Annotated in this window: 11 protein-coding genes and 1 pseudogene; 5 read left to right on the top strand and 7 right to left on the bottom strand. The window is 66.1% G+C overall.

The features are described from left to right. Positions 1-141: 141 nt before the first annotated feature. Complete coding sequence (locus CPBF1521_RS18870; protein ID WP_115677912.1) at positions 142-603, top strand: RDD family protein; 462 nt, start codon at positions 142-144, stop codon at positions 601-603. Positions 604-755: 152 nt separating this feature from the next. Here CPBF1521_RS18870 and lptG read toward each other — a convergent pair whose 3' ends face one another. Next, positions 756-1,862 (bottom strand): LPS export ABC transporter permease LptG, encoded by a 1,107-nt coding sequence (gene lptG, locus CPBF1521_RS18865; protein WP_104585972.1) that lies wholly within the window; start codon positions 1,860-1,862, stop codon positions 756-758. Then, positions 1,859-2,941: an LPS export ABC transporter permease LptF gene (gene lptF / locus CPBF1521_RS18860; protein ID WP_104585974.1), complete on the bottom strand. Its 1,083-nt coding sequence runs from the start codon at positions 2,939-2,941 to the stop codon at positions 1,859-1,861. Before lptF ends, lptG begins: the two co-directional genes overlap by 4 nt. Before the next feature lie 107 nt (positions 2,942-3,048). Here lptF and CPBF1521_RS18855 point away from each other — a divergent pair, with 107 nt between their 5' ends. The 3 genes from CPBF1521_RS18855 to CPBF1521_RS18845 all read left to right on the top strand — a co-directional run bounded on the left by CPBF1521_RS18855 (position 3,049) and on the right by CPBF1521_RS18845 (position 8,198). Further along, positions 3,049-4,530 carry a leucyl aminopeptidase gene (locus CPBF1521_RS18855; protein WP_115677911.1) on the top strand — a complete coding sequence of 494 codons (1,482 nt, stop codon included), beginning with the start codon at positions 3,049-3,051 and terminating at the stop codon, positions 4,528-4,530. Between the two features lie 114 nt (positions 4,531-4,644). Next, positions 4,645-5,070 (top strand): DNA polymerase III subunit chi, encoded by a 426-nt coding sequence (locus CPBF1521_RS18850; protein ID WP_104535058.1) that lies wholly within the window; start codon positions 4,645-4,647, stop codon positions 5,068-5,070. A 206-nt stretch (positions 5,071-5,276) separates the two neighbouring features. Next, positions 5,277-8,198, top strand: coding sequence for a valine--tRNA ligase (locus CPBF1521_RS18845; protein WP_115677910.1), 2,922 nt, complete (start codon positions 5,277-5,279; stop codon positions 8,196-8,198). 849 nt (positions 8,199-9,047) lie between these two features. On the opposite strand, the pseudogene CPBF1521_RS18830 reads toward CPBF1521_RS18845, so the two are convergent. The 5 genes and pseudogenes from CPBF1521_RS18830 to pssA form a co-directional block, all read right to left on the bottom strand. Then, positions 9,048-9,266, bottom strand: a pseudogene (locus CPBF1521_RS18830) (pectate lyase family protein); the annotation flags it as partial. A gap of 50 nt (positions 9,267-9,316) precedes the next feature. Then, the gene (locus tag CPBF1521_RS18825) at positions 9,317-10,450 is read right to left on the bottom strand and encodes a pectate lyase family protein (RefSeq protein WP_104583309.1); all 1,134 of its coding nucleotides are present in this window, start codon (positions 10,448-10,450) and stop codon (positions 9,317-9,319) included. Positions 10,451-11,239: 789 nt separating this feature from the next. Next, positions 11,240-11,722, bottom strand: a complete 483-nt coding sequence (gene rimI / locus CPBF1521_RS18820) for a ribosomal protein S18-alanine N-acetyltransferase (RefSeq protein ID WP_164739833.1) — start codon at positions 11,720-11,722, stop codon at positions 11,240-11,242. Beyond that, positions 11,719-12,186 carry an alanine acetyltransferase gene (locus tag CPBF1521_RS18815; RefSeq protein ID WP_115677909.1) on the bottom strand — a complete coding sequence of 156 codons (468 nt, stop codon included), beginning with the start codon at positions 12,184-12,186 and terminating at the stop codon, positions 11,719-11,721. The genes rimI and CPBF1521_RS18815 overlap by 4 nt, the downstream gene beginning before the upstream one ends. 10 nt (positions 12,187-12,196) lie before the next feature. Further along, positions 12,197-12,970, bottom strand: coding sequence for a CDP-diacylglycerol--serine O-phosphatidyltransferase (gene pssA / locus CPBF1521_RS18810; protein ID WP_104583307.1), 774 nt, complete (start codon positions 12,968-12,970; stop codon positions 12,197-12,199). Positions 12,971-13,089: 119 nt separating this feature from the next. Here pssA and CPBF1521_RS18805 point away from each other — a divergent pair, with 119 nt between their 5' ends. Further along, the gene (locus tag CPBF1521_RS18805; RefSeq protein WP_181901288.1) at positions 13,090-13,491 is read left to right on the top strand and encodes a DUF4124 domain-containing protein; all 402 of its coding nucleotides are present in this window, start codon (positions 13,090-13,092) and stop codon (positions 13,489-13,491) included. The last annotated feature ends 105 nt before the right edge of the window (positions 13,492-13,596 follow it).

Genomic DNA, 13,596 nt, shown 5'->3' with positions numbered 1-13,596 from the left:
CCAGGAGCGGGATTTGGCAACGCAGACTGCCTCGACATGCCACACGCCGCGTGGCTCTCAGCGCGACACCCAGGCCCCGCCTGGCACGGGATTGCCGCAGCGCGACGTTGCTCGCTCGCCTGCGCCGGCTATGCTCGCAGCATGACTTCGCCCCCCGCACCGCGCAGCGCGCGCGCACCTGCCCTGGTGGTCTGGCGACTGCTGGCCATGTGCTACGACGCCTGGCCGGTGCTCGCGCTGTGGATGCTGATCTCCGCCGCGTTCACGTTGGGATTTACGCTTGCCGGGCATCCGGCCCGCGAGAACATTGCCCCCTTCAGCGGCTGGCAATGGCTGTTGTGGCTGTGCTGCTGGATCGCGGCCGGGGTCTACGCCACCGTCAGCTGGCGACGTGGTGGCCAGACCCTGGGCATGCGTCCGTGGCGCTTGTCGCTGGTCGGGCCGCAAGCCTCGTGGCGCGCACTATGGATCCGCTATGCCGTTGGTACGCTGTCGCTGGCCCTGGCTGGCGTCGGATTCTGGTGGGCCTGGCTGGACCGCGATCGGCTGGCCTGGCACGACCGTGCCAGCGGCACCCGGCTGCAGCGCACGCCCAAGCGCTGAAACGCCTGGGCCGGCAGCTTGCCGACCTCCCCGGCAAGCAGTGCTGGAATGCGGCCGCCGTGCAAAGCCCTGGCAGCCACACGCGCAAACCGGTACCACCGGTTAGCGCAGGCAGCGCACGGTTCCGAAGACGCTGAACCGGCGCAGCCGCGTCAGCTGCTGCGCCGTCGGAACAACCACACCGACACGCCCAGCATCACCATCGGCGGCAGCGCATAGGCGATGCGGTAGTCCAGCTTGAGGGCACCGGCCATGCGGCCGAAGAACAGCTGCAGCAGCCAGAACCCCAGCGCGAACAGGATGCCCAGGAACAGGCGCTTGCCCAGCCCGCCGCTGCGCAGCGAACCGAACGAGAACGGGATCGCCGCCATGCACAGCGCCAGCACGTTGAGCGGGTAGAACCAGCGGCTCCAGTACTGATCTTCGTAGTCGCGCGCATCCAGGCCGTTGCGGCGGCGGTATTCGATGCTCTGCTGCAGATCGCGCGCAGACAGGTTGCGCGGCTTGGCCAGCCCGGCCGCCAGCGCTGCCGGGCTGAGCTGCGACTGCCACGCCAGCTCGGGGAAGGTTTCGCGCTGCACCGAGCGTTCCTGGAAGGTATCGCGGCGCACCTGGCGCAGCGTCCAGGTCCCGTTGCGATTCTCGGCCAACGCCGCGTAGGTCAGCTGCGCCAGACGGCCGCCGGCATCGAGGTGATACAGCCGCACATCGTGCAGATCCAATGCGGTGCCGCCGCCGTCGAGCAGCTTCTCTTCGCCGCTCAGCGCATTGAGGAAGGTGTCGCCCTCGCGCGCCCACAGGCCGGAATAGCGCGCCATTGCCATGTCGCTGTTGTAGCGGGCGCTGGTTTTCAGGGTATCGGCCTGGTTCTGTGCCCACGGCCCCACGGTCTCGCCGCTGATCACCATGGTGGCGGTCAGCAGCGCCATGGCCGCCACCACCGAAGCCGACATGCGCTTGCGCGACACGCCGAGTGCGCGCAGCGCGGTGAGTTCGGACGTCGCCGCCAGCTGGCCCAGGCCCATCAAGGCGCCGATCACCGCCGCGGTCGGAAACAAGGTGTAGGCCCGGCGCGGCACCGTGTAGGCCACATACGCGATCGCGTGTCCAAAGGTGTAGGCACCCTGGCCGATGTTCTTGGCCTCGCTGGCAAAGGCATTGACCAGGTCCAGGCCCAGCAGCACCGCCCACGTGAGCAACACGGTGAACAGCACCGCACGCCCGACGTACCAGTCATGCACCCGCGGCATCAGCCTCATGCGCGCACCCTCGGCCGACGCACGCGGCCATCGCGCGCATACGCCCAGATCGCCACCGCCAGCAGCGGCAAGGTCAGCCACCACAGACCGAGCGCAGCCGGGGTCTTGCCATTGGCGATCCACTGGGTGCCGACGATCATCAGATTGGTGCCCACCATGTAAGCCAGGAAGGCCAGCATGATCCGGCCGTAACGCTGTTGCCGCGGCGCGCTGCGCGACAGCGGCAGGGTCAGCAGCGCGAAGGCCAGCGCCAGCAATGGCGGCGCCAGGCGCTCATGCAGCTGCGCGCGCGCCGCCGGGCGCTGGTCCGAGAGCAGCTGCGTGGTCCACATCACTTCCGGATCGTTGGCATCGTGCACCTGGGCCCGGTCGGGCAAGGCCACGTCGTTGCTGGCGAACTTCATCAAACGGTAGTCCAGGGTGTTGCCGGCGGCCGGGCCTTCGATGCGGTAGCCGTCCTCCAGGCGCAGGTAACGGTCGGCCTTGCCTTCGAAGAACATCGCGCCGCGGTCGGCGGTGACCACGTCGATGCGGTCGTCCTTCTGGCGCTGCAGGAACACCTTGCCCAGGCCCTTGCCGTCGGCCGAGATCGTGGTCAGGTAGACCACCCCGCCGCCGGACAGCGGCGTGAACTTGCCCGATTCCAGGCCGGCCATCACGATGCTGCGGTTGGCGTCCTCCAGCATGGTCTCGGCGGTGCGGCTGGCCCAGGGGCCCAGCCACAGCGAGCACAACCCGATCACCACCACGACCGGCACCACCAGCATCAACATCGGCCGCAACATGCGCCGCGGGCCCACGCCGATGGCGGTGATGACCGCCATTTCTGAATCGCGGTACAGCCGCGCCAGTGCCAATAACAGCCCCAGCATCAGCGCCAGCGGCAGGATGATCGGCAGGTACGCCACGAATTGCAGGCCCACCTGGGACAGCAGCAAGCGAGCAGGGATGCGGCCATCGGCGATATTGCCGAGGATATCCACCAGCACACCGCCCACGCTGACGACCAGCAGCACGATCAAGGTGGCCAGGAAGCTCTGGGTGAAATCGCTAAGCAGGTATCGATCGAGCTTCGGCATGGGGTGGGCTTGTTTTAAACTCTCGGATTCGTTCGCGGCGGCGCCAGCCTAGTCCGGTTGGCGTAAACAGCCCGCGATTGTACGGATTTGCCTACGGAATCTGATCAATGGCCCTGCAATTCACCCTGAACCAAGACGCGCCGGCAAGCGCCGCCGTCGACTGCATCGTGGTTGGCGTGTTCGCCGACAAGACCCTGTCGCCCGCCGCCCAGGCGCTGGACAGTGCCAGCCAGGGCCGTCTGACGGCCCTGGTGGCACGTGGCGACGTGGCTGCCAAGACCGGCACCACCAGCCTGCTGCACGACCTGCCGGGCGTTGCCGCCCCGCGCGTGCTGGTGGTGGGCCTGGGCGAGGCCGGCAAGTTCGGCGTGGCGCCGTACCTCAAGGCGGTGGGCGATGCGACCCGCGCGCTGAAGACCGGCCCGGTCGGCACCGCCCTGCTCACCCTGACCGAATTGCCGGTCAAGGCGCGCGACAGCGCCTGGAACATCCGCCAGGCGATCATCGTCAGCGACCATGCCGCCTACCGCTACACCGCCACGCTGGGCAAGAAGAAGGTCGACGAGACCGGCCTGACCACGCTGGCGATCGCCGGCGACGACGCCCGTGCCCTGGCCGTGGGCGTGGCCACCGCCGAGGGCGTGGAATTCGCCCGCGAGCTGGGCAACCTGCCGCCGAACTATTGCACCCCGGCCTACCTGGCCGAGACCGCGGCCGCCTTCGCCGGCAAGTTCCCCGGCGCCGAGGCCGAGATCCTGGACGAGACGCAGATGGAGTCGCTGGGCATGGGCTCGCTGCTGTCGGTGGCGCGTGGCTCGGCCAACCGCCCGCGGCTGATCGTGCTGAAGTGGAACGGCGGCGGCGACGCGCGCCCCTATGTGCTGGTCGGCAAGGGCATCACCTTCGACACCGGCGGCGTCAACCTCAAGACGCAGGGCGGCATCGAGGAAATGAAGTACGACATGTGCGGCGGCGCCAACGTCATCGGCACCTTCGTGGCCACGGTCAAGGCCGAGCTGCCGATCAACCTGGTGGTGGTGGTGCCGGCGGTGGAGAACGCCATCGACGGCAATGCCTATCGCCCCTCCGACGTGATCACCAGCATGTCCGGCAAGACCATCGAGGTCGGCAACACCGACGCCGAAGGCCGCCTGATCCTGTGCGATGCGCTGACCTACGCCGAGCGCTTCAACCCCGAAGCCCTGGTGGACGTGGCCACGCTGACCGGCGCCTGCATGGTGGCGCTGGGTCACCAGACCGCCGGCCTGATGAGCAAGCACGACGACCTGGCCAACGAACTGCTGGCCGCCGGCGAGCACGTGTTCGACCGCGCCTGGCGCCTGCCGCTGTGGGACGAGTACCAGGGCCTGCTGGATTCCACCTTCGCCGACGTCTACAACATCGGCGGCCGCTGGGGCGGCGCGATCACCGCCGGCTGCTTCCTGTCGCGCTTCACCGAGAACCAGCGCTGGGCACATCTGGACATCGCCGGCGTCGCCAGCGACGAAGGCAAGCGCGGCATGGCCACCGGACGCCCGGTGGGGCTGTTGACGCAGTGGTTGCTGGACCGCGCCGCAGGTGGGAATTGAGAATCGGGAATAGGGAATCGTGAAATCCCTTTCCTCTCAGTCACCTCCGCGACCTTCGAGGTCGCGGCGATGCCGTGACCATTCCCGATTCCCCTCTCCCGAATCCCTGCCCTGATGCCCCGTGCCGACTTCTACCTGATCGCCAAACCGCGCTTCCTCAACGAACCGCTGCGGCTGGTCTGCGAGCTGGCGCGCAAGGCCAACGACGCCAACCTGCCCACGCTGATCCTGGCGCGCGACGCCGCGCAGGCCGAGGCATTGGACGACCTGCTGTGGGCATTCGACGACGAGGCCTACATCCCGCACCAGATTGCCGGCACCGACGAGGAAGACGAGCTGGCGCCGGTACTGATCGCCTCCCCGGAGTTCGATGCTCCCTCGCGCCCGCTGGTGATCAACCTGCGCGACGATCCCTACCTGGGCGCCTGCGACCGCGTGCTGGAAGTCGTCCCCGCCGACCCGGCGGCCCGCGAACCGCTGCGCGAACGCTGGAAGCAGTACAAGGCCCTGGGCCTGGAACTGACCAAGTACGACATGTGAGAGGGGCGGGGATTGGGGAGTTGGGATTGGGGATTCGTAAAAGCAGATTTTTGCGTCTCCAAGGACTGCATCCAATGACTAATCCCAAACGTTCGACCTTCGCTCCACGGCACCACCACTGACGTTGATGACTGGATGCCGGCGGTTCTCGCCGGCCCCATGACGCAACCAATCCCGAATCCCGAACAACGAATCCCCGCCCCACTATGACCACCCTCGCCTCCAGCTACGACCCCTCTTCCTTCGAATCGCGCCTGTACGCGCAGTGGGAGGCTGCCGGGTATTTCGTGCCGTCCGGCCAGGGTGAGCCGTATACGGTGCTGCTGCCGCCGCCGAATGTGACCGGTACGCTGCACATGGGCCATGCGTTCCAGCAGACGCTGATGGATGCATTGGTGCGCTATCACCGCATGCGCGGCTTCGACACGCTGTGGCAGGTGGGCACCGACCATGCCGGCATCGCCACCGAGATGGTGGTGTCGCGCAACCTGGCGCTGGAAGGCAAGGGCGAAACGCGCGACTCGCTGGGGCGCGAGGGCTTCATCGCCAAGGTGTGGGAGTGGAAGGCCGAATCCGGCGACACCATCGAGCGCCAGATGCGCCGCCTGGGCACCTCCAGCGACTGGTCGCGCAGCACCTTCACCATGGACCCGCAGCCGTCGGCCGCGGTCAACGAAGCGTTCGTGCGCTGGTACGAGCAGGGCCTGATCTATCGCGGCCAGCGCCTGGTCAACTGGGACCCGGTGCTGAAGACCGCGATCTCCGACCTGGAGGTGGAAAACGTCGAGGAAGACGGCTTCCTGTGGTCGATCCGCTATCCGCTGGCCGATGGCGTGACCTACGAGCACGTCGAGCACGATGCCGACGGCGCCGAGACGCTGCGCGAGACCCGCGATTACCTGGTGGTCGCCACCACGCGCCCGGAGACCATGCTGGGCGATACCGCAGTGATGGTGCATCCGGAAGACCCACGCTATGCCACGCTGCACGGCGCCCGCATCGTGCTGCCGCTGACCGGCCGGCAAGTGCCGGTGATCACCGACGACTATGTCGACCGCGCCTTCGGCACCGGCGTGGTCAAGGTCACGCCTGCGCATGACTTCAACGATTACCAGGTGGGTGTGCGGCACAACCTGCCGATGATCAACATCCTCACGCCAGAAGCAAAGATCATTGGTCTTTCTAGCTATCGTGAGCGTCGTGATGCTGAAAACCCCCGTGACCCAATTCTGACTCTGGATCGCGACGCCCTGCCTTTCGATATAGGAATTCCGGAGAAATACTGGAACCTTGATCGCTACGAAGCTCGCAAGCTTGTCCTAGCTGATTTGGAGGACGAAGGTCGACTGGTCGAAACCAAGCCACACAAGCTGCAGGTGCCGCGCGGCGACCGTACCGGCCAGGTGATCGAGCCGTATCTCACCGACCAGTGGTTCGTGAAGATGGACGCGCTGGCCAAGCGCGGCCTGGAGCTGGTCGAAAGCGGCCAGGTCAAGTTCGTCCCGCCGAACTGGATCAATACCTATCGCCACTGGATGGAGAACATCCAGGATTGGTGCATCAGCCGTCAGCTGTGGTGGGGGCATCGCATTCCGGCGTGGTTCGACGAGGCAGGCAAGTGCTATGTCGGCCATGACGAAGCCGAGGTGCGCGCGAAACACGGCCTGGGTGCCGACGTCGCGCTGCACCAGGACAGCGACGTGCTGGAAACCTGGTTCTCCTCGCAACTGTGGCCGTTCTCCACGCTGGGCTGGCCGGACGCGAACGCGATGGCCGAGCGCGGTTTCGCGCGCTATCTGCCGTCGTCGGTGCTGGTCACCGGCTTCGACATCATCTTCTTCTGGGTGGCGCGCATGATCATGGCCACCGACAGCTTCACCGGCCAGGTGCCGTTCCGCGATGTCTATATCACCGGCCTGATCCGCGATGCGCAGGGCCAGAAGATGTCCAAGTCCAAGGGCAACGTGCTCGACCCGCTGGACATCATCGACGGCATCAGCATCGAAGACCTGGTTGCCAAGCGCACCACCGGGCTGATGCAGCCACGCATGGCCGACAAGATCGAAAAAGCCACGCGCAAGGAGTTCCCGGACGGCATCATCGCCCATGGTGCCGACGCGTTGCGCTTCACCATCGCCGCACTCGCCACGCATGGCCGCGACATCAAGTTCGATCTGGGCCGCGCCGAAGGCTACAAGAACTTCTGCAACAAGCTGTGGAACGCCACGCGCTTTGTGCTGATGAACACCGAAGGCGCGCGCTTTGCCGGCGTGCCGCAGCCGCGTACCGAAGCCGAGCAATGGATTCTGGCGCGCCTGGACAAGGTGACTGCAGAAACCCACGCACACTACGCCAGCTACCGCTTCGATCTGCTGACGCAATCGCTGTACGAGTTCGCCTGGAATGCGTTCTGCGACTGGTTCGTCGAACTGGCCAAGCCCGCGCTCAACGGCCAGGACAGCGAGGCAGCCGCCAGCACGCGCCACACACTGCTGTACGTGCTCGAAGCGCTGCTGCGCCTGCTGCACCCACTCACCCCGTTCGTCACCGAGGAACTGTGGCAGCAGGTCGCACCGCGCCTGGGCATCAGCGCGGCCACGATCTCGTTGCAGGCATTCCCGCAGGCCGGCGATGTCGACACTGCGGGCTACACCAGCGCAGAGGCGGATGTCGAATGGCTGCAGTCGATGGTGTCGGCACTGCGTCGTGTGCGCAGCGAGTTGAACGTACCGCCGTCCAAGCAGGTGCGCCTGCTGCTGCAAGCCGGCACTGCCGACGATCGCGCCCGTGTCGGCCGCTTCGCCTCGCAGCTGTCGTTCCTGCTCAAGCTCGAAGCGATCGACTGGCTCGACGCCGGCCAGGACACACCTCCGTCGGCCACGGCCATCGTCGGCGAGCTCACCCTGCTGGTGCCGCTGGAAGGCCTGGTCGACATGGATGCCGAACGCACGCGCCTGGACAAGGAAATCAAGCGCGTGGAAGCCGAGATCGGCAAGTGCAATGGCAAGCTGGGCAACGCCACCTTCGTGCAGAACGCACCGGCCGTGGTGGTCGAGCAGGAACGCGCGCGCCTGAACGACTGGACCACGCAGCTGACCGGCCTGCGCGAGCAACGCGCCAAGCTCTAGGACCACCAATCACTGTTGGCCGAGACGGGGTCAACAGCCTGGTTAGTCGAGGGCGCGGTGCCCTCACCGCGTGCGGGACACGCCGTGAACCCGCCCCTGGGAGCTCGGTGGCGGCATCCATGCCGCTACACAGTCCCGCAACGGACAAGAACACCGCACCAGAGAGTCGGTCGGCGCCCATCTGAAAAGCTGTCTGTCGTGCGGTGTGCATTAGACGCGGGGCCGATACGTCACGATCGAACAGGGCGCATCCAGCACTGCTCTTCCATGCACACCGACCGTCTCGACTGGCCCTTGCCCGGCCATCGTCGCGGGACCTTGAGCGGCATGGATGCCGCGCCAGAGCCTACATGGACGTACTTGCGGCGTGTCCTGCGATGGTGGGCGGGCAAGGGCCCTGCAGCCAACGCGCAGCGTCGAGTGCGCGGTGCCCTCACCGCTCGTGAACCCGTCCCTGGGGGCTCGGTGGCGGCATCCATGCCGCCACACGGTCCCGCAACCGGCAAGGACACCACGCCAGACAGTTGGTCGGCTGCTTTACTGAAAACCATGCACACCGATCATCTCGACTGGTCCTTGCCCGCCAACCGTCGCGGGACCTTACGCGGCATCGATGCCGCGTAATGGTGGGCGGGCAAGGGCCCTGCATGGATCCTGCGCCCGGCTGCGCAGAGAACTGAAGACGCGTGATGCTGCGCGCACGCGCCACGGCGTCGAAACAGCGTATGTCGCCGGACAATGAGACATCGATAAGGACATTACGCAAACGCACAACGCCCACAGTGCTGCGGGCGTTATGGAAAGACGTGCAACGCTGCACGCATCGCGGCGTTGCGTACCGCAGGGGCCTTACAGCTTGCCCGCCCCGGCCTTTGCCTTGACGTCTGCCGCCACCTTGGTGGCGGCCAGCAGGCTGTAGGTATACGGCGGCTTCCAGCCGATGTTGCTGTTCCACGAGCAATTCAGCGCCTTGCCGTTGATCAGCGAACCCTGGTCACGATACACGCTGCCCTTGTAGTCGCCGGCGATCTTGTCGCAGCTGCTCACACCACCGATGTCGAACGCATTTGCAGTACCCGTCTTGCGGGCACTGCATTTGCGTGGTGCATTGATAAGGCTTACAGCTTTCCGGCGCCGGCCTTCGCCTTGACGTCCGCAGCGACCTTGTCGGCCGACAGCAGGCTATAGGTGTACGGCGGTGTCCAGCCGATGTTGCTGTTCCACGAGCACGTCAGCGCCTTGCCGTTGAGCAGTGAGCCTTGATCGCGATAGACGCTGCCGCCGTAGTCGGCCGCAATCTTGTCGCAGCTGCTCACTCCACTGATGTCGAACACGTTGCGCTCGGAGAAGATCTTCGACTCCTTGCCCACGCCATGCGCATGCGAGAACGGGTAGACCTTATTGCTGGTGCTGCCGACGTGGTAGTTGTTGTACAGATGCACCTGCCCGAAGCGCACCCGCGGTGCGCGTGCGGAGATGTTCTCGAACAAGGTGTTGTGGATGGTCACCTTGAGCTTGCCGCTGTCGGTGCTGGAGGCGCTGTCGCTGGAACCGATCAGGTCGTTCTTCTCGTGCGACTTGAACGCCGAGTAGGAAATGGTGACGAAGTTGGCGCCCTTCTTGACGTCCATCGCGCCATCGTGATGCTGCTTGGGACGACCGTTGGCGGTGCCGTTCTGATCGTCGGTACGACGACCGTCGGTGAAGGTGACATGGTCCACCCACACATTGGTTGCGCCCTCGACCGTCAGGCCGTCGTACTCGGCATTCCAGTTGCCGGCGCTGCCGTCATCCGGGTCCCAGACCGGCTGCGGATCCCACGGATTTTCGATGGTGAGATTGCGGATGATGACGTCGTTGGCCTTGACGTAGAAATAGCCTTCGCGGATCTCCGCATTGCTGGTGATGCCGATCAGCGTGGTCTTGGTGGGGATGTCCAACCGCGCGCGGCTCTTCATGTCCGAGGTCGTGGTGTACGGCTTGCCTTCGCTGATATCGATGATGCCGCTGATCTTGATGATGCGCCCGTTGCTGCCCACGCTGGCTTTCAGCGCGCTCTTCAGCTCGGCGGCAGTCTTGACCGTGTAGATGTTGGCTGCGGCCGCTTTGGAACCGCCCTTGGTCCCTCCGTTCTGTGTTGCCCAACCAGTGGTTGCAACTTCCAGTGCAGGATCGGCGCAGGCAACGCCAACAACCAGCAACGACCCGACAAACAGCGACGCGGCGGCCGCCGTTGAAAATTTCGGCTTCATCTTGATCTCTCCCTCGGATAGGTTCGATGCGCCGCGCGGCGGCACACCCCTCGTCTAGCAGGCGCGGAACATACTTTTCATCTCTGTAATGTTCAGTTCCGCGACGCCGATACTAGGAGCATCGCAATGGCTTGTATCTAGCCGATGCATCGATGTGCACGCGCAGTCACGCAAACGGTTGCGGGACATCCAGGAGAAGACAAAACGCTGTAATCAAGACACGCAGAGACAGGCATGAGGACACTGCAGCGCAGCATGCTCTGCATCGCAACGCAGACCGACACAGCTCCAGCACGGTGTGCCGCCGCCATCACATGCATGCATGTTTTTTTTCGGCGCGCACGGCAATTGCATCGCTATCGCAGTGCGCCTGGCACATGGACACAGTCGATTGGCGCTGCTGGAAAACACGGATGGCACGTGGCGGCATGATCACCGTCGCGGCTGCCGGTGCGCCCTGCCGGATGGCGCCGCGCAGGCGACACCTCGGGCGATGCAAATGGGAAAAACATTCACCCTGTTGCGATCGATTGCAGCGATGCGCAACAGCTCGGCGCACAGCGGGTGCGTTGCCTGATGACCTGATCGTGGTGCGTCACCACAACGCCGCTTCTGGGGCGAAACAGCAAGGCGCCGGCACAATCGCCTGGCGGCTATGCAGGAGCCGGGCTGGTGTCTCGGGCGGTGACGCGTGCCTCACAGATGCAACCGCGCGACGCGTATCAGGTGCGTCGGGGCAGAACCAGCCGGACGCGGGAGAACGCTTCCATCAGCCTCGGCCGATGAGGCTCAGGAGAACCCTTCGAAGGACAACTCGATCGCCATCACCAGCGCATCTTCGCGGCCGGTGTTGGAGGGGTAGTAGCGTGGGCGCCGCCCGATCTCATTGAAGCCTTCGGAGTGATACAGCGCAATCGCCGACGGATTGGATGGGCGCACTTCCAGAAACGCGCGCCGCGCGCCGCGATCGCAGGCACCCTTGATCAGCGCGCGCAACAGCACGCGGCCATGCCCGCGGGATTGCGCCTCCGGTGCGATGCAGACATTGAGCACGTGCGCCTCGTCGGCAGCGATGCTGATCACTCCGTAGCCAATGACCTGCCCGCCCTGCTCCATCACCCAGCCCGGATAGCCGGCCTGCAGGCAGTCGCGAAAGATGCTGCGCGTCCACGGGAACGGATAGGCCCGATGTTCGATGTCCATCACCACATCCAGATCGCTCTCGCGCATGGCGCGCAGCGAGGTGGGCAGCGGCGCGTTCAAGGCGCTCATGCCGGGTTCCGACGCCGCCGCAGCGCGCGCAGTTGCGGCCACAGCGCGCGCTTGGCGGCCGGGTTGCCGCGCAGCTCGGCCAGCGGCCAGGACGCCATCAAGGCTTGCGTATTCGGATCGCCGGGGTTGCAGCCGGAGGCGCGCAGCAACGCCATCTGCAGGCGATCGGGCATGCCGACCCGGCTGCGCCGCGGCGGCGCTGCCGGCGCAGTCGTGACTGCATCCGGCGCGTGGGCCGGCGCCACCGGTGCGCTGCGGCGGACCGCCGGCGCTACCGCTGGCGCCGGCATTGGTGGCGTGCGCTCCACGCGCGGCGGTGCAGCCGCCGGCGCACGCTCGATCGTCTCCTCAGGCACCGCCGCCGCGTCCACGGTGTCGCGGTCCAGATAGACGGTGTGTCCCAACGCCTGCAGATACGACACCTGCAGATCGGACCACATCGGCTCGGAGGCCAATTGACTCATGGCATCTGGCTCATGGCAGCTCGGGCGTACGCCGCCAGCGCCGCCACAGCCACATCACCGGCCCGGACAGTGCATACAGCACGCCGATCACCAGCAGCGAACGGGCCAGATCGATCACCAGCAGCGCGATCACCACCGTGGCGATCGCCAGCGCCAGGAACGGCACACGGTCGGCACGCGGACCACGCGCGCCGCCCTTGAAACTCCAGAACCGGATCCGGCTGACCATCAGCAAGGCCGATACCACCGTGACCGCCAGCGCCAGGTAACGCAGCTGCTCGCCATCGAAACCCAGGCTGTCGTCGGCAAACGCCCAGACGAAGGACATCATCAAGCCGGCGGCGGCCGGGCTGGCCAGGCCGATGAACCAGCGCTTGTCGACCACCCCCACTTGCGTGTTGAAGCGCGCCAGGCGCAGTGCCGCGCAGGCCGCATACAGAAACGCGGCCGACCAGCCGACCCGGCCCATCACGTTGCTGTCGTACTTCAGCGCCGACAGCGACCAGTGATACATCACCAGCGCCGGGGCCATGCCGAAGCTGACCAGATCGGCCAGCGAGTCGTACTGCACGCCGAACTCGCTGCTGGTATTGGTCAGGCGCGCGACCCGGCCGTCCAGCCCGTCCATCACCGCGGCCACGAACACCGCCATGGCGGCCTGGACGAATTGCCCGTTGGCGGCGGCGATGATGGCGTAGAAACCGGAAAACAGCCCGGCGGTGGTGAACAGGTTCGGCAGCAGGTAGATCGTGCGCGAGCGCGGGGGCGGTCTCATCTCATCCATCCGGCAAGTGTAGGGCCTGAGGTCCATCCGGCGGTAGCGCGCCGGCGGCGTGCAGCCTCACTTGCCAGCGCCGGCCGCGGATGCTGCAATCGCCGCGGGAATCATCCAGGGGAAGCCACATGCACCTATCGTCCGGGCTTTGCGCCCTGTTGATGCTGGTCAGCGCCGCCGCCGGCGCGACCGATCTGTACAAATGGAAGGACGCCAAGGGCGTCACCCACTACACCGAAACCCCGCCACCGTCCGGCCAGCGCTACGAAGCGCGCCGGATCGATGCACGCAGCGGCACCGCCGCCATCGCCGCGCCGGACACCACCACGCCCGAATCGGCCGACTGCCTGACTGCACGCCGCAACCTGGAGCTGCTCAGCGGCAAGGGCGAGGTCACCATGGGCGCCGGCGCCGATGGCAAGCCCGGCACCCCGCTGGACCCGGATGCCCGCGTGGCGCAACGCAACCTCGCCGAAGCGGCCGCCAAGGCCTATTGCAAGCCGGCAGCGAGCGGCACTCCGGCCTCCTGAGCCGGCCCGGGAGCGGCCACCTACCGGCCCATGCGTCCGGCCGATCGGCCGGCGCCACTGACCGGCAGGGCGCGAGACTGGCAAACTATGGGCTTTCCGCCCAAG

The sequence above is a fragment of the Xanthomonas euroxanthea genome (assembly GCF_900476395.1).
Lineage (GTDB): Bacteria > Pseudomonadota > Gammaproteobacteria > Xanthomonadales > Xanthomonadaceae > Xanthomonas > Xanthomonas euroxanthea.
The sequence above is the reverse complement of the archived record's forward strand: the minus strand, read 5'-3'. Positions and strand labels throughout refer to the sequence as shown.